Origin of the sequence: Geobacter sulfurreducens PCA (assembly GCF_000007985.2) — a bacterium.
Taxonomy (GTDB): domain Bacteria; phylum Desulfobacterota; class Desulfuromonadia; order Geobacterales; family Geobacteraceae; genus Geobacter; species Geobacter sulfurreducens.
Genome location: NC_002939.5, coordinates 1,302,856 through 1,323,504, shown reverse-complemented (window position 1 = coordinate 1,323,504; position 20,649 = coordinate 1,302,856). Strand labels below are relative to the sequence as shown.

The window sequence follows — 20,649 nt, the reverse complement described above, 5'->3', positions numbered from 1 at the left end:
CATCCACTGCACCGGCGGGTCGCCGGGGCAGCAGAACATTTCGACAAAAAAGGGGCGGCACGAATCCGATCGTGCCGCCCCTTTTGCAGTGCGCGAAATGGTTCGGTCTACTGCTCCAGATATGCCACGGCCCGGCGCAGCCGCCGCAGCGTCTCGTCCTTGCCGAGAGCCTCTACAACCTCGTAGATACCGGGTGAAGCGGTGCCGCCGCACAGAGAAACGCGCACGGCCGGTCCCAGTTGCCCGAATTTGATCCCCTTTTCCGCAATGAACTCCTTGAATGCGGCCTCGAGCCCCGAATGGCTGAAATCGGCACACGCGTCGAGTTTCTCCGCGAGCGAGGCAAGCAGAGGAAGCGTCCCCGGCACCAGATGCTTGGCGGCTGCCTCCTCGTCATAGCTGATTTCGCTCCGATAGTAGAACAGGGCACCGTCGGCCATCTCAACGAGAGTCCGCGACCGCTCCTGAAGAGTCTTGACCACTTGAGGGAGGCTCGGTCCGGTCGAGGGGTCGACACCCCGCTCCCGGAGAAACGGCACCAGAAGCTCCGCGAGTCGCTCGGGCGAGCTCTCTTTGATGTAGTGATGGTTGAGCCAGAGGAGCTTGTCCGGATTGAACACCCCTGCAGACTTGCCCACCGCTTCAATCGTGAACTTCTCGACAAGGTCCTGCCGGCTGAATATCTCTTCGTCCCCGTGGCTCCAGCCGAGCCGCACCAGGTAATTGACCATCGCTTCGGGCAGAAACCCCATGTCGCGGTAAGCCATGACGCTCGTGGCGCCATGCCGTTTGGAAAGCCGGGTCTTGTCGGCGCCGAGGATCATCGGCACGTGGGCAAAACGGGGCACCGGGTAGCCCAGGGCCTCGTAGAGCAGAATCTGGCGGGGAGTGTTGTTGATATGATCGTCACCGCGGATGACGGTGGTGATCCCCATGGTTGCATCGTCGATAACCACCACGAAGTTATAGGTGGGGGTTCCGTCGGTGCGCTGTATGATCAGGTCGTCCAGCTCCTCGTTGTTAAAGGCGATCCGGCCTTTGATCAGATCGTCGAAGGCTGTCACCCCTTCGTGGGGGGCCCTGAAGCGGACCACAAAGGGCCTGTCGGCGTCCTGAGTGACAAGATCGCGGCAGGTACCGTCATACTTGGGCTTGCGCCCCTCCTTCATGGCCTGTTCGCGCCGCGCCTCCAACTCCTCGGGCGTGCAGTAGCAGCGGTACGCCTTTCCCTCGGCCAGGAGCCGTTCCACGAACTCCCGGTAGACGGGAAAGCGCTCGGATTGATAGAAAGGCCCCTCATCCCAGTCGAGGCCGAGCCATTCCATCCCCTGGAGGATGGCATCAACCGATTCCTGGGTGGAACGGGCAACATCGGTATCCTCGATGCGCAGGATGAATGTACCGCCCTGCTTGCGGGCCAGCAGCCAATTGAAAAGTGCGGTACGCGCTCCCCCCACGTGGAGATAGCCCGTGGGGCTCGGCGCGAAGCGCAAACGTACGTCGGACATGAAGTGCTCCTTACTCTCGGTCGTTTTCGTCGTTGTCGGAAGGGGCTTCGGGACCGGCGATGCGATACTCCTCGTCGGCCCAGGCGGCCAGATCAACGGTCTTGCAGCGTGCCGAGCAGAACGGCCGGTGGGGATTCCCCTCCCAGACGGTTTCGGCTCGACAGCGGGGGCATGTCAGCGTGGTAATCATCGGCATCTCGCGGTGAAACAAAAACCCCCAGGAGCAGGCGCATCCCGGGGACGTGCGGTATCGGTCGGTCAGATCCCAAGCACGGAATACTACCGCCATCTCGCGTTTCCAGTCAATGTCAAAGTGGGATCAACGAAAGAACTGAAAGCCCCGCCGGTGGAGTTCGCCCACCATGGCGTCGGGAACGACCCAGTACATGTTGTCGGGGCCCAGAACGATGGAGACCGGCTGATCCATGGCAAACGAATGGACCTGGGCCACTGAAAGAAAGGAGAAACGGTAGACTGGCTCTTCCACGTAGATTGGCTCCCTGGACGATCATGCATCAGTACTTTATCTGATTCATCGGCATAACCTCAGGGAACTTTAACAAAATAGTGCACCTGTTCAGCCATGTCACCACAAGCTGGACGGTGGGAAATGATCAGCACGGTCTTCCCCTCGGTCCGATTCGCCAGCGCTGCAATCACCCGTTGTTCGGTGGCGAAGTCGAGCCCCTCGGTGGGCTCGTCCAGCAGAAAAACCGGTGCATCCTTCAACAGGGCCCGGGCCAGGGCGATCCGGCGGGCCTCTCCTCCCGACACGGCACTCCCCCCCTCACCCACCGGGGTATCCAGACCCAGGGGCAATCCGTCGACCCACTCGGCAAGGGCAGCATCCCGGACAGCCCGACGCACCTGCTCCTCTTCGGCCGCCGGGTTGCCCAGAAGGATATTCTCTCTGATGGTGCCGTTGAAGAGGTGGGGCTGTTGGGGAACCACAGCGATCAGCCCGCGAATAGCCTCCCCTCCCAGGTCACGGAGTTCGATGCCCCCCAGGGTGACGCTTCCCCCGTAATCGCGGAAGCGAAGGAGGATGTCGGCCACGGTACTCTTGCCCGAGCCGCTGGGGCCCATGAGCGCTACCCGTCCCCCGGCGGGCACGGTCAGGTTAACGTCCCGGAGTACCGGCAGAGAGGGGTCATGGGAGAACGAGACGTTGCGGAAGACGATCTCCGTGGTGGCCGGGAGAGGCACCGGCGTAGCGGGTTCCGGCACCGGCGGCGGTGAATCGGCCAGTTCGAGAATTCTTCGCGCCGACTCCCGGGCGGCTGGCAGGTGCTGGAGCGCAGCGGGCATTCCGCCGGCAGCCTCGAAGGCAGCCGCGGCAAAGAGTAGCAGCATCACCAGCAGCGGTCCGCCGAGTTCCCCGGCGGCAACCTGAAAGGATGCAATCGCAAGGACTGCGGCCACCCCGACCCCGCCGCAGACAATCCCACCCGCCAGGGTGACGCCTCCTCCTGCCGCCAGACGCTCCTGCTCCGCCACCAGCCGTCGCGAAAGATCATCAACCAGCGACGCCTGACGCTCGACCGCCCCCAGCAGGATCAGCTCCTCGCCGCCCTGAAGCCCTTCGGTCACGGCTTCCCGCAGGCTGCCGGCCAGTTCGGCGGAACGGCGGCCGGGCTGCTCCGCCAATCGGCGCGCCACCAGGGGCAGGCCCACCCCGGCGGCCAGCAGTGCGAGAAAAAGAACTCCGGCGGCAGAGGTGCTCCAGAGGGCAACAAAAGCCGTTGCAGCCAGGATAGCCCCCCCACCGGCGGCGAGAGGGAGCATGATCCGCAGATAGAGACTTTCCAGGGCATCCACGTCCGACCGGAGCCTCCCGGCCACGTCTCCCCCGCCCAACCGCTCCAGCGTTGCCGGCGCCAGGGGCTCAAGCCGCCGGAAGAGCCAGACGCGCAGGAGGGCAAGGACCCGGAAGCCGGCCTCGTGGGTCACCAGGCGCTCCAGGTAGCGCCCCACGGTCCGCAGGATGGCGAGCCCGCGGATGGCGGCCGAGGGGAAAAAGTAGTTGAAGGCGGCGCCCGTGGTGCCGGCAACGGCCATGGAGGCGATGAACCAGCCGGAAACTGCCATGAGAAGGGCGTTGGCAGCGATAACGGCCACGGCGAGGAGCATGCCGGCCGCCATCCATGACCACTGTCCGCGGGCCACGGCGAGGATACGGAAGAGCTCTCTCATGCCGGGCCCTCCTGTGCCAGGAACGCTTCGGCCCCCATGATTCCTTCGATGGTGCCTCCCGCGAGCACTGCCACCCGCCCGGCCCGGCGGATGGTCTCCTCGCGGTGGGAAATCACCAGTACCGTCCTTCCCGCGGCGATCCGGTCCAGGGCATCGCCCACCAGGCGTTCGTTTTCGGGGTCGAGACCGGCGGTCGGCTCATCCAGGACCACGAGTGTCGCCCGGCGCACAAACGCCCGCGCCAGGGCCAGCCGCCGCAGCTCGCCCCCGGACAGCCCCGCTCCTCGATCGCCCAGCAAGGTTTCAAGCCCTTGGGGCAGCCGTTGGATGAAAGGCGTTGCCGTCGCCGCATCAAGGGCGGCACGGATATCGTCATCGGAGGCATCCGGCCGGCCGAGCAGAAGGTTCTCCCGAATGGTCGCCCTGAAGAAAAAGGGACGTTGGGGCACCCAGGCAATGGTCGACCGCCAGGCGTCCGGCTGTACGAGGCCCAGGTCGATCCCGTTGACCGTAATCCTCCCCTGCACCGGCCGGGCCAACCCCACCAGAAGCCGAACCAGCGTCGTCTTGCCTGCGCCGCTCCTTCCCGCAAGCGCCGTGATGCTGCCGGCCGGCAGTTCCAGGTCGATCCCCTCGACCCCGCCCCGTTCGCCGCCATAGCGGAAGCTGACCCCTTCGAACCGGATGGCCGGCGCTCCCGGCGGGATGGGCAGCCCGTCCATCCCGCCATGGGGCAAGGGAAGGGACATGAGGGGGGTGAGCCGCTCGGCGGCGGCCACCCCCTGCATCCGGGCATGGTAGGAGAGCCCCAGCGTCCGGAGCGGCAGGTAGAATTCCGGCGCCAGGAGCAGCACGAAGAGGCCATCGACGAGCCCCAGGCTCCCGGACAGAAGCCGAAAGCCCACCACTACGGCCACCACCGCTGTGCCGACGGTGGCGAAAAACTCCAGGGTAAAGGCCGAAAGGAAGGCAATCCGGAGCACCGCCATGGTCGCCTGGCGATACTCCTCAGAAACCCGCGCCACGGCCTCGGCCTCGCGCTTGACCGCTCCGAACAGCTTCAGGTCCGGCAGACCCTGCACCAGGTCGAGGAGGTGTCCCGCCAGCCGGGAAAGCCGGCCCCACTGGCGCCGGTTGAGGCTTTCGGATCCCCGGCCGATGAGGACCATGAACAGGGGAATGAACGGGGCGGAAAAAAGAAGGACGAGGCCGGCGCGCCACTCGGCCGGGACCACGACGAACAGGACCGCCGCCGGCAGGAGCGCCGCCAGGGCCAGATGGGGCAGAAAGCGGGCCACGTAGGGTTCGAGCCCTTCCACGCCCGCCGTCACCGCTTCCACCAGAGGGCCGGTCTCCTCCCCTGCCCTGCCGGCCGGTCCCAGGGCCAGGAGCCGCCGGTAGAGAGCGCTGCGCACCCGTTCCTTGAGGCGCGCCGCAGCCGCGGCGGAGCGCCGTTCGGACACAAGGGCCAGCACGCCCCGTCCGAGGGCCACGGCGGCAACGGCAGTCGCGAGAGGGAGCACCGACTCTCCTCCGGCTCCACCGATAACCACCCGATGGCAGGCCGACGCCAGGAGCCGGGCCTGGAGGATGACCAGCAGCCCGGCCGCAAAGGCACAACCTATCGCAACCAGGAGAGGTCCCCGCACCTGCCGGGCCTCGCCCATGAGCCACTGCTCGGGCCGTTGCCCGGTATGCTCAGGCGTGCCGTTGTTCATGAAGGGATGACACCTCAGGCAACGGTCCCGGCAATGACGCCAGCGCCGTTGGGGATATCCAGGGGAATGCGTCGCAGGTCGCGCACGCCGGCTGCCGCCATCATGGCCTTCAGCTCACCTTCGGTATAGGCCTGCCCCCGCGCTGTCCCCACCAGCATGTTCAGTGAAAAGAGGGCCGGAAAGAGCGGACCGTCCTTGGCATCGTTCAGGATAAACTCCTGCACCATGATGATGCCTCCCGGTTCGAGGGCTGTCACCGCCTTTTCAATAACGACGGCGCACCCTTCGGGCCCCTCGGAATGAAGAATCTGGGAGAGCCAGGCCACATCGTACCTCCCCGGGATTTCCCCGGAGAGAAAATTCCCCTCCTCGAAGGAAACCCGATCTGCCAGACCGAAGCGGGCTATGGTCCGCTCGGCAAAGGGGCGGGTGGTGGGAAGGTCGTAGACCACGGCCCGAAGCCCGGGGTTGTGGAGACAGAACTGGATGGCCCAGGTGCCGGGGCCGCCCCCCAGGTCCAGGAGCCGTTGCCGTCCTGAAAGATCGATCCGGGGCACCACCCGCGGAGCCGACAGCATGGCCAGGTTGAACATGCCCATCAGGAAGCTCTCCCGCGCTGATTCGTCGCTGCCGTGGGACGAGCTTTGCCGAACCGGCCCGCCGCTGCGCACCGCATCGTCCAGACGCGCCCACCCGGCCACCAGGTGATGGTGATGCCTGATGATATGGCCCAGGTAATCGGGCGAATCCTGCGAGAGAAAGCGACAGGCGGCGGGCGCTGCCCCGTAGCGGTCTGCCCGCTTGTGCACAAGCTCCATGGCGGTCAGGGCATCAAGGAGCATGGCGAGAGCCCGGCCGTCGGCGCCCAACCGTTCCGCAAGTTCCTCGGCAGAGAGATCACCACCGGCAAGAGGAGTAAAGACATCGAGACTCACTGCGGCGTGGAGCGCGCCGATGTTCCAGTAGCCACTCGAAAGTTGCAAGAGTTCTGCCGGTGTCCAGTTTTTCGGTTCCATGCGTGCCTCCGGTCGACAGCTGTCTCCCGCGGCCGAGAATGGCTCAACCACGGGATAATGACAATGAACATACCCGCGTCACTGAAATATGCAAGATCCTTTATTCCGATTTCGGCGTGCGTGCGGCGGATAAGCTGCCGGACCGCACCCCATGCCGCCGCTGGAGGCCCGTGCGCACGCGGCTGTCCAAATGGCCGGGCAAGGGATGCGCAGTAAGAAATTGCCGTTATACTTTAGGAGATTCAATCGAAGCTTGGCAGCCTTCCGACCGGGTCGTGACGAACCGGAAGGTATCAGAGGAGATCGTATGAAATCGATAATCACGAGAGCGCTGCGGTTGGCCTGCATCATCATCGTCATGCTCATGATACCGGCCGGCCTGCTTGCGCAGGACGAAGAGAGCGCACCCGAGCAGGCAACTACATTCAGCAAAGAGGAATTGACCCAGATGCTTGCGCCGATTGCCCTCTACCCCGACTCATTGACGGCCCAGATCCTGATGGCTTCCACCTATCCGCTTGAAGTGGTGGATGCGGAGCGATGGCGGCGGCAAAACATGGGCCTTAAGGGTGAAGAGTTGGATAAAGCCCTCCAGGAAAAGTCTTGGGACCCCAGCGTCAAGTCGCTCTGCCATTTCCCGGATATCCTTTTCGCCATGAGCGAGAAGCTCGACCAGACGAGGAAGCTGGGCGATGCCTTCCTGAGTCAGGAGGACGATGTTACGGCCACCATTCAGGAACTGAGGCGAAAGGCTGACGAACAGGGAAATCTCAAAACAACCGCCGAGCAGAAGGTCATCCACGAGAAGGAAATCATCCGGATCGAACCGGCCGACCCGACCGTCGTCTATGTGCCGGTCTACAATCCGTTGTACGTGTACGGCCCCTGGTGGTATCCCGCCTACCCGCCCTACTACTGGTACTATCCGCCGGGATTCGCCATCACGGGCGGCTATATCGGTTTCGGTCCGCGGGTTTTTATTGGTTTCGACCTCTTTGCCTGGGCCTGGTTCGACTGGCCCGTTCACCGCGTCTATGTGAACATCGGCAAGACGAGAAGGTTTCATCAGCACTACTATCGACGGGATGTGGGCAGCCACGTCTGGCAGCACAACCCCGTTCACCGGCGGGGCGTGGCCTATCGGGACAGGAAAACGAGTGATTTCTACGGCAAGCGGCCGCCCCGGATGGCACCGGTCAGGCCGGAAACGCGCGGCTACCCCGGCAAATTCCCGGGCAGGCCGGAGAGCAGGCAGCAGCAGCCGGCTCGTGAGCGACGTGACGTGCCGGGCGCGCCGCAGACGGGGAAGGGCCCCGGCCAGGTCCCGCGGCGGGACAGCACGGTCGCGCCACAGGCGCAACCACCCCAGCGCGAGCAGGTGCAGAAACCGGCAAGACGCGATACCCCCTTCCAGGGCGTGGGCGAAGGATCGTTTGAGCGCCGGGCCATCAAACGCGGCGAGTCCAGCATCCGGAGCGTCACACCGGCGCCCCAGGGGGGCGGCAGAGGGGGCTGGAGCGGCCAGCGGGCACCATCCGGCGGCGGCAGAGGGGGCGGCGAAATGAGAATGCCGGGAGGCGGTGGTGGCGGTGGCCGCGGTGGGGGCAAGAAGGAATTCAGGTAGCGCCAGCCACTGCCGGGCGTTTCGTTCCCCCGAGAGCACCACTGGGCGCAGAGGAGAAGACACATGAAACAGTTCGCATACCACCAAGGCGCACGCGGCCGGCTGGCCCTGGCGGCCGTTATCGCAGCCGTTGCCATGTTCCTGTCGCTGATAGCCTCACCCTCGACGGCTGCAACCGTTCGGCAAAAAACCTTTGCCTCCCCCGACGAGGCGGTCAAGGCCCTTGTTGCTGCCGTAACAGCGCATGACGAGAAGGAGTTGCTGCAGATCCTGGGCCCCGGCAGTAAGGAGTTGGTCTCTTCGGGCGACGAGGTGGCGGACAAGACGGATCGGGAACGTTTCCTCAATTCGTTTGAACAGGCGAATCGGCTTGAGCGGAAATCGGCAACCACGGCCGTCGTGCACGTTGGCCCCGATCAGTGGACCATGCCAATTCCCATTGTCAAGAAAGGCTCCCGCTGGATCTTCGACGTGAGGAAAGGAAAGAGCGAAATTCTGAAACGGAGGATCGGCCGGAACGAGTTGCACGTCATCGATGTGCTCGACGCGTACGTGGATGCCCAACTGGAGTATGCGAGCAAGGATTGCCGCGGCGGAGGCAAGGTCGAGTTCGCCCAGCGGCTTTTCAGCACGGAAGGAAACCGTGACGGTCTCTACTGGGAAGCGAAGGAGGGTGAGTTGCAGAGCCCCCTCGGCCCATTGGTGGCCCAGGCGGCAAAGGAAGGGTATGCGCCGGAGCGTAACCTCTCCCCCTTCCACGGCTACTACTTCAAGATACTCAAGGGCCAGGGAAAGCATGCCGTCGGTGGCGCGTACCACTACGTGATCAAGGACAAGATGCTTCTTGGTTTTGCTCTGGTTGCCTATCCCGCCGAATACGGCAACTCGGGGGTGATGACCTTTATCGTGAATCAGGCGGGCAAGGTGTACGAAAAGAATCTCGGCAAGGACACGCGGCGCAGGGCCGAGTCTATGGAGCTGTTCGATCCCGATCCCACCTGGAAGCCGGTCAAGACCGAGCAGACGCCTGCGCGAAAATAGCCGCCTCGACGATTCTTACCCTTTTACCCCTTCGAACAGTAAAGGCCCCGGGAAACCAGGGCCTTTTTACTTCCTGACGTGGCAGTCGCCCGCTCACTTTTTGCTGCGGTCGTCCAGGTAGTCCCCCAGTACGCCGCGGCTGTGCTCGTCGTCGTGGCACCAGACGCAGAGGTTCTCCCAGTTGCTGCCATCGGGGGGATTGTTGTGGTGGTTGCCGTCCCGGTGGTGCACCGTGAGCAAGTGCAGGTTGTTGAGCTCAAACTCCCGGCCGCACTTTGCGCAGATCCAGCCGTGGATCTTCAGCGACTGCTCCCGGTAGCTGCCGGGGCCGGACTGTTCCGCGCGCATGCGCCGCACCATTTCATCGAGCTCGGCATCGCTGCGCACGGGGGGCTTGCCGGGTCTGCGGGGCCGGAATGACTGCCCCATCTCACGCCTCCCGTTGATCGGCGGCGGTACCCCAGAGCAGCCTGCCCCCGTCGAAGATCATGGCGAGCCGCCCCTCTTCGGACAGGAAGGCGAGGATGGAGCGGATGGTGTTTCCCACGAGCACGTACTGGTTCGGGTCGAGAACGATGCCATACTCCCCGCAGACGCGTTCCAGCACGGTTTCGAAGGAGGCCGGCGCATCCGTGCAGCAGGACTCCACAAAGGAAACGGTCTGTCGCACGCGCTGCTCGTTGGCTTCTATCAGCGGGAGAATCTCCGGGGACGGCGCGCCGTGGCTCGGAACGTAGATGGCAGCCTCCAGTTCCCGGAGCCGCTGGAGCGACGCAAGGTGCTCCCGGATGTCGTAGAGGTAGAATATGGGATACTTGGCGAGGATTGTCTCCGGAAACAGGCTGTCGGCGGCGAAGAGGACGCCGTCCGGGGTACGGATGCCGATCATGCCGAAAAAGTGGCCGGCCAGCGGGACCGCCTCCAGCCCCGTGTCAAGGATAGGGCCGATGGCCTCGATGATGTCGGTGACCGTGGACGGCTTGGCCATGAGGAACTTGTTGCGTAGCGCCTTCACGGGATAGCCGCCGTAAAGAAAAGACGGCTCGAGGATGGGGTTGGCGATGAAGGCCGCCTCCGGGACCGTGGCGGCGACGCGGCAGCCGGTCTTTTTCTGGAGAAAGGCATTGCCGCCGATATGGTCGGCATTGGAGTGGGTGTTGACGATGAGGTCAAGGGTCCACCCCTGGCCGTTCAGGAGCTTCAGGATCTGACGTCCCGCCTCCTCGTCATTGCCGCTGTCGATGAGCACGGCCCGTCCGTTGCGCACATACACGCCGATGGCGGCCGGTGCGGGGATGAGCCAGGTATTGCCTGCCAAGTGTCGAAGGGTGAGAGAAGCCATAGCTCTACCTCGCTGAAGGGAAGTGGGACGGAGGGTGCGCCCCGTCTTGCATAATCGGCAAAACCAATCATACTTCACGTGGATGGGGAGGCACACTCGGAACGGAAAAGGAGGCACCCATGAAACGTCTGCTGCTGTTCGCCTGCCTGGCAACGCTCGTGACCGCCGGCGAATGCCGGGCCGGTTTTCTCGATGAACTGACGCAACGGGCCGCGCCGCTGCTGCAGGGTTCAGCCCTCGACGACGCCACGGTGGTCAAGGGCCTGAAGGAGGCACTGGCCACGGGCACGGAACGGGCAGTGAACGCCGTGGCAAAGCCCGACGGCTATTTCGGCAACCAGTTGGTCAAGATCCTCCTGCCGGAAAAGATCCGCACGGCAGCCGACGTCCTCGGCACCCTCGGGTACCGCAAGCAGGTGGACGAATTCGTCCTGAGCATGAACCGGGCGGCCGAGAAGGCAGCGCCAAAGGCCGCAGGGCTCTTCGGCGATGCGGTTCGGCAGATGACCTTTGACGATGCCAAGAAGATCCTCAACGGCGGAGACCGGGCAGCCACCACGTTCCTGGAAGGGAAGACCCGTTCCAAGCTGTTCGAAGAGTTCAAGCCGGTCATAGCCAAGAGCATGTCCGAGGTGGGAACCACCCGGGCGTACCAGGAGATGATCGGCAAGTACGAGGCCCTTCCCCTGGCGGCCCTGGCGGGCGGGACATCCCTTGACCTGGACACCTATGTGACCGACAAGGCCCTCGACGGCCTCTTCACCATGCTGGGCCAAGAGGAGAAAAAAATCCGGACCAACCCCGCGGCCCGCACCACGGAACTGCTGAAGACCGTGTTCGGCTCCAAGTAGGGGGGGCGGATGCCCCGTTTTACTCTTTGCCGTCCCCTGTGCCGCCGTCCCCCGGCGCAGGGGCGAGCCCCTTTATCCGCGGGAGGGAAAGACCGAAGCGCATGGCGAGCAGACGCAGAACCAGGGTGACCGCCAGACAGGTGAAGAGCTGGACCTGCTCTGGCGCGCCGGCGGCCCGGGCCGCCACGAAGCATGCGCCACCGAGGATGGCGGCGCTGGCATAGAAGTCGGTGCGGAGCACGGCGGGAATCTCCATCACCAGGATGTCCCGCACCACGCCGCCGCCGGTGGCGGTCATGGCCGCCATCATGACGATGCCGAAGCCACCGAGCCCACCCGCGGCCCCCTTCTGGGCACCGATGGCGGCAAAGACGCCCAGGCCAACGGCATCGGCCACCATGACCCAGTCCCAGATCGGGGCAAGCCGACCAGCGGCCAGGAAGACCAGAAGCCCGCCGGCCACGCAGATGGCCAGATAGGATTCATTGCGAAAGACCATGGGCGGCGTGGTCCCCAGGAGCAGATCGCGGATCATGCCGCCCCCCACCCCGGTGGCAACCGCCAGCACAAGAACTCCAAGAAGGTCCAACTCGTATTTGATCGCCCTGAATGCCCCTGACAGGGCGAAAACGAACGTCCCGAAGACGTCCAGCGCAGTAATCATGATCCGGTTCCACCCTCAGCAGCAGACATCGCCCGATTCCCGTCTGAAAACGAGTCCCTCTCCCTGCTCATTGGTAATGTAGTCAAGTATCTGGTCGTCCAGGAGGGAGCGGAAATTGCTGGTCACCGCCACCTCGATGCCATTCAGAACCATCCGCGCGTCGTTATCAGCCGGTTCATCCAGAACCAGTCCCAAGCGGGGACCGCCTCAACCAAACCCCTCAAAGACAACACGCAGAATCTTTCCGGGGTGCTCCCCCACAATCGGCGCGAGAACCGCTTTTGCCGCATCAGTGATCGTCATGTCATGCTCTCCTTTCGTCGTTGAGCAGATCCGCTATCTGCTCGATCTTATCGCCCTTGTCGCTACCCCCATGGGAGCCGTCCGCGTCGGCGCGGCAGACCTCCAGCAACAACGGCAACAGAGGATGCTCCAGGAAACGGCGCTGGTTACGGGTGAGTCGCACGTCCGGCGTCAGGTTCCAGGAGAAATGGAAGGTATGGTGCCTGACCAGCCAGACCACGTCCGCGGCCAGTTCCGGGAGTCCCAACCGCTCCATGACTGCCGGCACCATGGCTGCGCCGCGCTCGGCATGACCCCAGGCGCGCCAGCGTCCGCTGATGAACTCGGTGGTCTCCGCCTTGCCGATATCGTGCAGGAGCACCCCCCAGAAGACCCGCGAATCAGCCCCGCCGTCTACGGCCGACAGAGCAAGCATCGTATGGACGAAAGCGTCGCCCTCGGCGTGATAGACCTCGGGCTGGGGTACGCCCCGCAGCCGCGCGACCTCCGGGAGGCGCCGGTCGAAGCTTCCGTCGGCAAGCCAGCGGTCGACGAGCTCACGGCAGTGACGGGCGGTCTCCGGGACCGTCTCGCCCCCCTGTGCAGTTCCGTTGCTCATCGGACGCGGTTCACCAGCTCGGCGAAGGTTGTTGCGAGAACGTTCACCTCATTGGCGATCCGTTCGTCGGGGGCCCCCACGGCCACGGGGCCGTAATGCCCGGCCGAGGTGAGCCCCTGGACGATACAGCCGTGAATCAGGAATGCCTTGAGGATATCAAGGACCACCGTGTCGCCCCCGCCGCCAATCATCCCTTCCGAAGTGAACGCGGCAGCGGCCCTGCCGTCGAGCTTCCTGAAGTACTTGACGCTCTCGTCGATGAACTTTTTCACTGGCCAGGCCATGGTGCCGAAGTAGTTGGGAGAGCCGACGATGAAGCCGTCATAGGAGGGAAGCGTGTCGATATCGACCTCCTCGACCTTTATCAACTCAACGGCCAGATCTCTGGTCACGAGGCTGTCGGCGATCATACGGGCCATTTTTTCGGTATTGCCGCTACGCGAGTAATAGGTCACGAGTACTTTTTTCACTGGTCTCTCCTGTTGCTGGTGTCGTGTCGGCTGCTATCCGCCGGGGGCGGCGCAACGGGCCCGCCCTCCACCGCCGGTGCCTCGAAAAGCCGCGAGGCTGCGGCGAGTTGCTCCGGCGTGCCAAGCAGCAATACGATGTCCCCCTCCTGCAGGACCCAGACCGGGTCGGGATTGGGCGTCACCTCGTCCCCCCGCTTGATCACCAGGAGCGTGGCGCCCGACCTGGTTCGCAGGGTCCCTTGCCGCAGGCTTTCACCCTCGATGGGGGCTCCCTTCTTCACGCGGAAGGTAGCGATCTCCGCGCCGGATAGGTACCCGGCGATCCCTACGGCGTGGCTGTGACGGCGACTCATGGTGCGGAACATGTCGTAGGAACCCCGCCGAATTTCTCCCACGCACTGATCGATCTGGTCCTGGGGGATGAGGAAGTTGCGCAGAACCCGGGAGAATATCTCGATGGACGTCTCGAACTCCTCAGGCACAACCTCGTTGGCGCCCAGCTTGTACAGGGGCTCCATCTCGGCAATGTAGCGGGTCCGGACGATGATGTGGATGGTGGGGCTCATCTGCCGCGCCAGGGCCACGACCCGGCGGCTGGCGGCCGCATCGGAAATGGCGATGACGATGCTGCGCGCGCGCTCCACGGCTGAGTGGGTGAGAACCTCGGGCCGGGTGGCGTCGCCGAACATGATGCGGGTTCCCTTGCTCTTCTCCGTGGAGACCGTGAAGGGATTGGTTTCGATCACCACATGGGGGATTTTCTGGACCTTCAGCACCCGGGAAAGATTCCTGCCGTTGACGCCGTAGCCGACCACGATTACATGATCCGTCAGGGAAAGCTTCTTCTCTTTCCCCCGAAGCACGCCCCGGCCCCGGGTCAAGGGTGTCGGCAAAACCCCCACCAGATAACTCGCCACCGGCGCACCCACCTTGAGGCAAAGCGGAGTGAGAGCCATGGTGGCTACCGATGCAGCCAGAAATACCTGGTACATATCCTTGGAGAGGAGACCGTACTGCATGCCGGTCTGGGAAAGAATGAAGGAGAATTCGCCGATCTGGGCCAGGGCCAGCGCGGTGACGATGCCGACCCGGGCCGGGATGCCGAGGGCCATGGCCGCTCCGCCCGTGACCAGAAACTTCACCACCAGGATAGTCAGAACGAGGGAGGCCACCAGGACCGGCTGCCGAACCAGGACGGACAGATCGAGCAGCATGCCCACGGAGATGAAGAACAGGCTCATGAAGGCATCGCGGAACGGGATGATATCACCCAGGGCCTGGTGACTGTACTCCGATTCGGAGATGGCTAGGCCGGCGATGAATGCCCCCAGGGCCAGCGACAGTCCTACCTGGGCCGTGAGCCAGGCCGTACCGAAGCCGATAAAGATAATGGTGAGGATAAAGAGTTCGCGGCTGCGGCTCTTGACTACCTGTTCGAAAATCCAGGGGACCAGGAACCGGGAGCCGAAATGGGCCACCACTACCACGGCCACCGCCTTGAGAGATACCAGGAGTATCCCCGTCCAACCGTTGCCCGCCCCGGCAAGAAACGGGGTGAAGAGCATGAGGGGGACCACGCAGAGGTCCTGAAAAATCAGGATGCCGAGCGCCACCTTACCGTGGGGGGCGTCCATCTCCCCCTTGTCCATGAGCAGCTTCATGAGGATGGCGGTACTGGAGAGGGCCACCAGGAAGCCGAAGAAGGTGGCCTGGGAGGGCGGTATGCCGAAGGCGAACGCCAAGGCCGCCACGATGGCGATGGTTACCCCTACCTGCATCCCCCCGCCCCAGAAGACGAGGTGCTTGATCCGCATCAGCTCCTTGAGCGAGAATTCGATGCCGATGGTAAAAAGCAGGAGCACCACCCCGATTTCGGCCATCTGCTCCACCTGGTGGGTATTCTTGATGAGCCCCAGAGCAGAGGGGCCGGCCAGGATGCCGGTGGCGAGAAAACCGATAATCGAGGGGAACATGAGCCGGCGCAGGAGCACCACCGTAAAGACCGCCAGCCCGAAAAGTATTTCCATGTCACGCAGTATCTGAAATTCCACAAAAGCCTCTGTTGAACATTGAAGCGTGCCATTTTGCACAGGAAGCTAGGCCGTCTGGATGATGGAGCCCGGCGGTCAGGGCGCCGTTTCGGTTTCTTTCGCTCTCAACGAATCGCGGAATGGCAACGAATCAAGCGCCTCGACCGGGGGTCACGACGGCGTCTCGAACATGGCTCGTATCTCGTCGATACGCTCGCGGTCGGCCAGGAGGTGCACCGTGTCCCCCGCCTCAATGAGTGTTCCGCCACCGGGGACAACGAACTCCCCTCGTCTCTGGATCAGGACGATAAGCGATCCCGCCGGGAGGTGGAGATCGACGATCTGGCGATTCACGGCTAACGAAACGGGCGAAATCTCAATTTCGACCAACTCTCCTTTACCCTCGTCGGACGCCTCGAACTCGAAAGGACGCCGGCGTTTGGCGAGCATTGGTGCATCCAGGCCAAGCCAGCGGGCGGCCAGGGGGATCGTGGACCCCTGGAGAAGCGCCGAGGAACAGACAATAAAAAAGACAACGTTGAAGATCATCTCCGCCTTGCCAACACCGGCCATCAGCGGAAAAGTGGCAAGCACGATCGGGACCGCTCCGCGCAAGCCGACCCACGAGATCATCGTCTTTTCCCGAACGGTCATGGGGGTAAAGAGAAGCGTCGCAAAAACGCTGACGGGCCGGGCCACCAGCATGAGAAACGCAGCCGTACACAGCCCCACGAGTGTCACAGGAACGAGATGAGAGGGAAAAACCTGCAGGCCGAGAATCAGAAACATGGTAATCTGCATCAGCCAGGCAAGACCGTCGTGGAACCGGACCAAGCTCTTTTTCTGCACAAAGGAGCTGTTCCCCATGACCAGCCCCGCAGCGTAGACCGCAAGAAAGCCGTTTCCTTTCAGCAGGACGGTGCCGCTGTAAATCAGAAGCACCAGGGTCAGGGTGAGCACCGAGTAGAGACCTTCGTACTCCAGGCGAAGCCGGTTGATCAGAAGAACTCCCCCCTTGCCCAGGAGATAACCCGCAGCCCCGCCGACCACCATTTGCCACAGGACCAGCAGGGGGAGATGGTAGAGCTTGGCTCCGGGATCCACAAGCAGGGAAATAATGGCAACGGTCAGGAAGACCGCCATGGGATCGTTGCTGCCCGACTCCAGTTCGAGAAGCGGTTTCAGCTCACCGCTGAGACTCACGTTGCGAGAACGGAGCACCGAAAACACAGCAGCAGCATCGGTGGAGGAGACAATGGCCCCCACCAGCAGCCCCTCGAGCAACGAAAAGTCAAGGACCGCATGAACAAACCAGCCGACCAGCAATGCCGTAACGAACACTCCCAGGGTAGAGAGGATCAATGCCCGGCCCAGCACCGGCCGGACTGATCGCCAGTTGGTGTCGAGTCCTCCGGCAAAAAGGATATAGGCCAGAGCAACAATGCCAAGTGACTGGACGAGGACCGGATTGTCGAACTGAAAGCCGCCCGGTCCGTCGGAACCGGCCAGCATCCCCACCAGGAGGAAGAGAAGAAGTGCCGGAACTCCCAGGCGGCTCGATACCTTGCTGGCGAGGATGCTCACCAGCAACAGAAGGGAAACACCTAAAAGTAGATATTCGAATGGGGTCATTGGCAACGAAATCCCCGCGTGGAAGGTGCGATATCACGACTGGCCACGGGCCCGTCACAATCAGAGATACTGCTTCAGCCCGCGACGCTCCAGTTCTTCCACTATCTTCCTGACATCCTGGGCCCCATCCCTGGCGCAGACCATCAGGGCATCGGGGGTGTCGACGACAACCAGGTCTCTGACGCCCACCAGTGCCACGAGTTTTTCACCGCGCACCACACAGCCAGCCGAGTCAACACTGATGACGGTCTCGCCGGCGAGGCGGACGGTACCGTCGCCGTCGGGGGCAATCAAGCCGGGCAGCGCGCTCCAGCTGCCCACATCGCTCCAGCCGAAGGAGGCGGGTAGCACCAGCACGTTGTCAGCCTTCTCCATGACGCCGTAGTCGATGGACTGGCCGGAAACCATGGCGTAGACGGCCTCAATCTGGGGAGCGAGGTCGGCCGGTTCCCAGATGTCGGCATCGAAGGCAATGCCGGCAAAGGCGCGGGCCAGATCGGGCATGTGGTTGGCGATCCGGTCGAGGATCACGTCGGCGCGCCACATGAACATGCCGCTGTTCCAGTAGAACCCGCCGGCGGCCAGGTACTGGGCCGCAGTGGCCGCATCGGGTTTTTCCACGAAACGTTTGACCGGGTATGGACCGTCTCCCCGCAGGTGCCGGTCGGCCTCGATATAGCCGTAGCCGGTTTCGGGCCGGTCCGGAAGGATGCCGAAGGTGACCAGCCAGCCGTTCATGGCCGGCTCGCGCCCCCGCTGGAGAGCGGCACAGAAGGCATCCTCGTCGGCAATGTAGTGGTCGGCCGGCAGCACCGCCATGACCGCTTCCGGATCGTGGCGGGCGATGAGGGTGGCGGCCAGAGAAATGGCCGGCGCCGTATTGCGCCCCATGGGCTCCTCGATCACATCGATGCGTATTCCTCTCAGGTACTCCAGCTGGCGCCGGGTTTCGTCCGCCTGCAGATGGTTGGTGACCACCAGGATACGCTTGGGATTGAGGGGGATTACCCGCTCCACGGTCCGTTGCAGCATGGACTTCCCGCCAAAGACCGACATGAGCTGTTTGGGGTGGGCCTTGCGCGACAGGGGCCAGAAACGGGTGCCGGAGCCGCCGGCGAGGATGACGACGTACATGGGGAGCCCTCCGGGAGATTCAAGCTGACGACGAAGACGCAGGAATGAGGTGAAGCCGGGGTTAGCCGGGCCCTTCATCCCTGCGTCTGACGGGGAAAAACCTGTTAATCCAGCGGCTGGTAGCCGACTTCGAGTACGGTGAAGACCGCTTCGCCAGCCGGACGGCGGACGTGAACCTCGTCTCCCTCTCGGCGACCGAGCAGTGACTTGCCCATGGGGGAGTCGAGACTGATGTGCCCTTTGGCGGCATCGGTCTCGTCCGGGCCGACAACCCGGTAGACGACCTCGTCGCCCTCCTCGTTTTCGAGCCGCACCCAGGCACCGAAAAAAACCTTGTCGGTAGCAGGGGGCGGAGCGTCAACAACCGTGAGGGCATCGAGCCGCTGAGTAAGGAAGCGGATGCGGCGGTCGATCTCCCGCAGCCGCTTCTTACCGTAAATGTACTCGGCGTTTTCAGATCGATCACCCTCGGCGGCCGCATCGGCAACACCTTGGGTGACCCGGGGGCGCTCCTCCTTCCAGAGCCAGGTCAGCTCGGTCCGGAGTTTTTTCGCCCCCTCGGGAGTGATGTAGTTGGAATGACCTGCCATCCGACCTACTTCTTGTCGTCGAGCTGGGCCTTGAGAATGTCGCCGAACGTTCCCATGGAATCCTTGGTCTGCGCCGCGCCCTTACCGCGGAATTCGGCAATGCTCCGCTCCTCTTCCTCTGCCGCTCGCTTGGTGGCGGCCAGCGCAAGGGAAAGACGGCGGCTCTCGCGGTCTACACCCTCGACCGTTACCTCAACGGCGTCACCCTCCTTGAGCACCTCCCGGGGATGGGCTATCCGCTTGCCGGCACCGAGCTTGGAGATGTGGATGAGTCCGTCGATGCCCGGGGCAAGAGTTACAAAAGCGCCGAACGGAGCGAGCCGCGCCACGGTTCCCGTGTGGTAGGACCCTTCCGGGAAGCGCTCGGCAATCCCCTCCCAGGGGTCGGCCTGAACATCGCGGAGGCTGAGAGATATCTTGTTGTTCTCCCAGTCGATCCGCTTCACCAGGGCGGTCACCTGCTCACCCACGGACAGGACGTCGCCGATCTCCTTCACCCGGCTCCAACCGGCCTCGGAAATGGGAATGAGCCCCTCAACACCGCCGATGTCGACGAACGCGCCGAAAGGCATGAGACGGGTCACGGTGCCGGTTAGGGTCGTGCCCTCCTTGAGAGTATCCTTCAACGCCTCGCGCTTCTGCCGCTCTTCCTCCTCAAGGATCGCGCGGTGGGAAAGGACGATGTTGCGTCCGCGCTCGGCGAATTCCACCACCTTGAACAGGAGCTGGCGTCCCACGAATTCGGCCGGATTGGCCGCCCGGCGGAGCGAAATCTGCGAATAGGGGCAGAAAGCGCGGACGGTACCGCCGACCTTGATCTCGAAGCCCCCCTTGATCTCCTTCTCGACGTTCCCCTCCACGGGGATGCCGGCACGATAGGCGTCCTCCAGGGCGGACAGGCCCGCCTGCCCCGTGCCGACCTTGGTGGTGAAGCGCATCTCGTTCCGCTCAACCTTCACGAACCAGACCGGGATGGTGTCCCCTTCGGCGACCGTCAGATTGCCGTCCTTGTCCAGGAGCTCCTTGCGCTCCATGACCCCTTCACCCTTGCTGCCGATATCGAGGAAGACCCACTCGGCGCCGATCTTGAGCACCCGTGCGTCCACCTTTGAGCCTGGCCGCAGCCGCTCGGTCCTGCGATTGCTCTTTTCGAAGAGCTCGGCGAAGCTCTCCTCCTCGGCCGGCTCGTTTACGTTGTTTTCGTTGTCGATCATCGTTGTCTCCGTTGCGAAAAAGTTTCGGCTGTTTCGGCAAGTTGGGGCCGGTACAGCCGCACCAAGAGAAAGTAGTCGAAAGGGAGTGATTAGTCAAGCTTCTGGAGCCTCTGTCGCTTGCGAAACTCCCATGGCGGCACGGGGTTGTGATCCTGCCAGAGCCCGAGCCGTTGCCGGCGCGCGTCCTCTTCGGCCTCGCGGTACTCGGACACGTGGGGCCTCCGCAGGTACTGGACATAGGCCCAGGCATAACCCCGACGCACCATCTCCAGATTCACGTTCACCCCATCCACCTCGATAGTCCCCACCTGGCGATTATAGGTCGTGTCGCCGGTCAGGAGAACCTTCACCTCCTTGCCGAGCACGAGAGAGCTCAGCTCGTCGGCCGCTTCCTGTCCGTACGGCTGCCCCTGTTTCCGTTTTTTCGGAGTTTCGGGCGTATCAATGCCGTAGAGTCTGCAGGGGTAAGGCTTGCCGCCCCCTGCCGGGGCGATGACCACCGTGTCGCCGTCCTTCACCGTGATAACCCGGTCCCCGGCGGGGGGGACGGAGGATTTCAGCGGTCCTGGAGACCGCTCGGGGGTAAGCAGGTAGAGCGCCAGGATGAGCCCCATAAGCAGGAGCGTCACCCCGAGCCAGAGCGTGTTCTTCATTCGTCAGCCTCCTGCGCAAAGGGGCCGGCCCCCCAAAGGAAGACCGGCCCCCGCACATCAAACAAGGG

The 20,649-nt window shown here is 63.4% G+C and carries 21 protein-coding genes; 3 read left to right on the top strand and 18 right to left on the bottom strand.

Annotated elements, in window-relative coordinates:
• Positions 1–107: 107 nt before the first annotated feature.
• The 6 genes from gltX to GS_RS06055 form a co-directional block, all read right to left on the bottom strand.
• Positions 108–1,508, bottom strand: a complete 1,401-nt coding sequence (gene gltX, locus GS_RS06075; RefSeq protein WP_010941876.1) for a glutamate--tRNA ligase — start codon at positions 1,506–1,508, stop codon at positions 108–110.
• A 10-nt stretch (positions 1,509–1,518) separates the two neighbouring features.
• The gene (locus GS_RS06070; RefSeq protein ID WP_010941875.1) at positions 1,519–1,698 is read right to left on the bottom strand and encodes a DNA gyrase inhibitor YacG; all 180 of its coding nucleotides are present in this window, start codon (positions 1,696–1,698) and stop codon (positions 1,519–1,521) included.
• A 129-nt stretch (positions 1,699–1,827) separates the two neighbouring features.
• A complete protein-coding gene (locus tag GS_RS17410) occupies positions 1,828–1,995 on the bottom strand; it encodes a hypothetical protein (protein WP_010941874.1) in 168 nt (55 codons plus the stop codon).
• A gap of 59 nt (positions 1,996–2,054) precedes the next feature.
• Positions 2,055–3,701, bottom strand: a complete 1,647-nt coding sequence (cydC, locus tag GS_RS06065; protein ID WP_010941873.1) for a thiol reductant ABC exporter subunit CydC — start codon at positions 3,699–3,701, stop codon at positions 2,055–2,057.
• Complete coding sequence (gene cydD / locus GS_RS06060; protein ID WP_010941872.1) at positions 3,698–5,419, bottom strand: thiol reductant ABC exporter subunit CydD; 1,722 nt, start codon at positions 5,417–5,419, stop codon at positions 3,698–3,700. The genes cydC and cydD overlap by 4 nt, the downstream gene beginning before the upstream one ends.
• A 14-nt stretch (positions 5,420–5,433) precedes the next feature.
• Positions 5,434–6,435 carry a methyltransferase gene (locus GS_RS06055; protein ID WP_010941871.1) on the bottom strand — a complete coding sequence of 334 codons (1,002 nt, stop codon included), beginning with the start codon at positions 6,433–6,435 and terminating at the stop codon, positions 5,434–5,436.
• 307 nt (positions 6,436–6,742) lie between these two features.
• Between GS_RS06055 and GS_RS06050 the strand changes: the two genes are divergently transcribed.
• On the top strand, positions 6,743–8,059 hold the full coding sequence (locus tag GS_RS06050) for a DUF3300 domain-containing protein (RefSeq protein ID WP_010941870.1): 1,317 nt from the start codon (positions 6,743–6,745) through the stop codon (positions 8,057–8,059).
• Positions 8,060–8,122: 63 nt separating this feature from the next.
• Entirely contained in the window at positions 8,123–9,100 is a 978-nt protein-coding gene (locus tag GS_RS06045; protein WP_010941869.1) for a DUF2950 domain-containing protein, read from the top strand.
• 93 nt (positions 9,101–9,193) lie between these two features.
• Here GS_RS06045 and GS_RS06040 read toward each other — a convergent pair whose 3' ends face one another.
• Together GS_RS06040 and GS_RS06035 are read right to left on the bottom strand one after the other, a co-directional pair.
• On the bottom strand, positions 9,194–9,529 hold the full coding sequence (locus GS_RS06040) for a YajD family HNH nuclease (protein ID WP_010941868.1): 336 nt from the start codon (positions 9,527–9,529) through the stop codon (positions 9,194–9,196).
• 1 nt (position 9,530) lies between these two features.
• On the bottom strand, positions 9,531–10,442 hold the full coding sequence (locus GS_RS06035) for an MBL fold metallo-hydrolase (protein ID WP_010941867.1): 912 nt from the start codon (positions 10,440–10,442) through the stop codon (positions 9,531–9,533).
• Between the two features lie 119 nt (positions 10,443–10,561).
• Here GS_RS06035 and GS_RS06030 point away from each other — a divergent pair, with 119 nt between their 5' ends.
• Positions 10,562–11,293: a DUF4197 domain-containing protein gene (locus GS_RS06030; protein WP_010941866.1), complete on the top strand. Its 732-nt coding sequence runs from the start codon at positions 10,562–10,564 to the stop codon at positions 11,291–11,293.
• 19 nt (positions 11,294–11,312) lie between these two features.
• Here the strand turns inward: GS_RS06030 and GS_RS06025 are convergent, their stop codons facing one another.
• The 10 genes from GS_RS06025 to GS_RS05980 all read right to left on the bottom strand — a co-directional run bounded on the left by GS_RS06025 (position 11,313) and on the right by GS_RS05980 (position 20,581).
• Positions 11,313–11,957 carry a trimeric intracellular cation channel family protein gene (locus tag GS_RS06025; protein ID WP_010941865.1) on the bottom strand — a complete coding sequence of 215 codons (645 nt, stop codon included), beginning with the start codon at positions 11,955–11,957 and terminating at the stop codon, positions 11,313–11,315.
• A gap of 15 nt (positions 11,958–11,972) precedes the next feature.
• On the bottom strand, positions 11,973–12,260 hold the full coding sequence (locus GS_RS06020; RefSeq protein WP_010941864.1) for an iron-sulfur cluster biosynthesis family protein: 288 nt from the start codon (positions 12,258–12,260) through the stop codon (positions 11,973–11,975).
• Between the two features lies 1 nt (position 12,261).
• Positions 12,262–12,858 (bottom strand): HD domain-containing protein, encoded by a 597-nt coding sequence (locus tag GS_RS06015; protein ID WP_010941863.1) that lies wholly within the window; start codon positions 12,856–12,858, stop codon positions 12,262–12,264.
• The gene (locus GS_RS06010; protein WP_010941862.1) at positions 12,855–13,328 is read right to left on the bottom strand and encodes a flavodoxin family protein; all 474 of its coding nucleotides are present in this window, start codon (positions 13,326–13,328) and stop codon (positions 12,855–12,857) included. The genes GS_RS06015 and GS_RS06010 overlap by 4 nt, the downstream gene beginning before the upstream one ends.
• Positions 13,325–15,379, bottom strand: coding sequence for a monovalent cation:proton antiporter family protein (locus GS_RS06005; protein ID WP_010941861.1), 2,055 nt, complete (start codon positions 15,377–15,379; stop codon positions 13,325–13,327). The genes GS_RS06010 and GS_RS06005 overlap by 4 nt, the downstream gene beginning before the upstream one ends.
• A 150-nt stretch (positions 15,380–15,529) precedes the next feature.
• Positions 15,530–16,990, bottom strand: a complete 1,461-nt coding sequence (locus GS_RS06000) for a potassium/proton antiporter (RefSeq protein WP_010941860.1) — start codon at positions 16,988–16,990, stop codon at positions 15,530–15,532.
• Between the two features lie 60 nt (positions 16,991–17,050).
• Complete coding sequence (locus tag GS_RS05995; protein WP_010941859.1) at positions 17,051–18,124, bottom strand: mannose-1-phosphate guanylyltransferase; 1,074 nt, start codon at positions 18,122–18,124, stop codon at positions 17,051–17,053.
• Positions 18,125–18,228: 104 nt separating this feature from the next.
• On the bottom strand, positions 18,229–18,714 hold the full coding sequence (gene greB / locus GS_RS05990) for a transcription elongation factor GreB (RefSeq protein ID WP_010941858.1): 486 nt from the start codon (positions 18,712–18,714) through the stop codon (positions 18,229–18,231).
• 5 nt (positions 18,715–18,719) lie between these two features.
• On the bottom strand, positions 18,720–19,928 hold the full coding sequence (gene rpsA / locus GS_RS05985) for a 30S ribosomal protein S1 (protein WP_010941857.1): 1,209 nt from the start codon (positions 19,926–19,928) through the stop codon (positions 18,720–18,722).
• A gap of 89 nt (positions 19,929–20,017) precedes the next feature.
• Positions 20,018–20,581 (bottom strand): thermonuclease family protein, encoded by a 564-nt coding sequence (locus tag GS_RS05980; RefSeq protein WP_010941856.1) that lies wholly within the window; start codon positions 20,579–20,581, stop codon positions 20,018–20,020.
• Positions 20,582–20,649: the final 68 nt, after the last annotated feature.

What these genes read in the sequence shown, in the direction of transcription:
- gltX (WP_010941876.1), bottom strand. Translation starts at nt 1,508, where the DNA reads ATGTCCGACGTACGTTTGCGCTTCGCGCCGAGCCCCACGGGCTATCTC.
- GS_RS06070 (WP_010941875.1), bottom strand. Translation starts at nt 1,698, where the DNA reads ATGATTACCACGCTGACATGCCCCCGCTGTCGAGCCGAAACCGTCTGG.
- cydC (WP_010941873.1), bottom strand. Translation starts at nt 3,701, where the DNA reads ATGAGAGAGCTCTTCCGTATCCTCGCCGTGGCCCGCGGACAGTGGTCA.
- cydD (WP_010941872.1), bottom strand. Translation starts at nt 5,419, where the DNA reads ATGAACAACGGCACGCCTGAGCATACCGGGCAACGGCCCGAGCAGTGG.
- GS_RS06055 (WP_010941871.1), bottom strand. Translation starts at nt 6,435, where the DNA reads ATGGAACCGAAAAACTGGACACCGGCAGAACTCTTGCAACTTTCGAGT.
- GS_RS06050 (WP_010941870.1), top strand. Translation starts at nt 6,743, where the DNA reads ATGAAATCGATAATCACGAGAGCGCTGCGGTTGGCCTGCATCATCATC.
- GS_RS06045 (WP_010941869.1), top strand. Translation starts at nt 8,123, where the DNA reads ATGAAACAGTTCGCATACCACCAAGGCGCACGCGGCCGGCTGGCCCTG.
- GS_RS06040 (WP_010941868.1), bottom strand. Translation starts at nt 9,529, where the DNA reads ATGGGGCAGTCATTCCGGCCCCGCAGACCCGGCAAGCCCCCCGTGCGC.
- GS_RS06035 (WP_010941867.1), bottom strand. Translation starts at nt 10,442, where the DNA reads ATGGCTTCTCTCACCCTTCGACACTTGGCAGGCAATACCTGGCTCATC.
- GS_RS06030 (WP_010941866.1), top strand. Translation starts at nt 10,562, where the DNA reads ATGAAACGTCTGCTGCTGTTCGCCTGCCTGGCAACGCTCGTGACCGCC.
- GS_RS06025 (WP_010941865.1), bottom strand. Translation starts at nt 11,957, where the DNA reads ATGATTACTGCGCTGGACGTCTTCGGGACGTTCGTTTTCGCCCTGTCA.
- GS_RS06015 (WP_010941863.1), bottom strand. Translation starts at nt 12,858, where the DNA reads ATGAGCAACGGAACTGCACAGGGGGGCGAGACGGTCCCGGAGACCGCC.
- GS_RS06000 (WP_010941860.1), bottom strand. Translation starts at nt 16,990, where the DNA reads ATGACCCCATTCGAATATCTACTTTTAGGTGTTTCCCTTCTGTTGCTG.
- GS_RS05995 (WP_010941859.1), bottom strand. Translation starts at nt 18,124, where the DNA reads ATGTACGTCGTCATCCTCGCCGGCGGCTCCGGCACCCGTTTCTGGCCC.
- greB (WP_010941858.1), bottom strand. Translation starts at nt 18,714, where the DNA reads ATGGCAGGTCATTCCAACTACATCACTCCCGAGGGGGCGAAAAAACTC.
- rpsA (WP_010941857.1), bottom strand. Translation starts at nt 19,928, where the DNA reads ATGATCGACAACGAAAACAACGTAAACGAGCCGGCCGAGGAGGAGAGC.
- GS_RS05980 (WP_010941856.1), bottom strand. Translation starts at nt 20,581, where the DNA reads ATGAAGAACACGCTCTGGCTCGGGGTGACGCTCCTGCTTATGGGGCTC.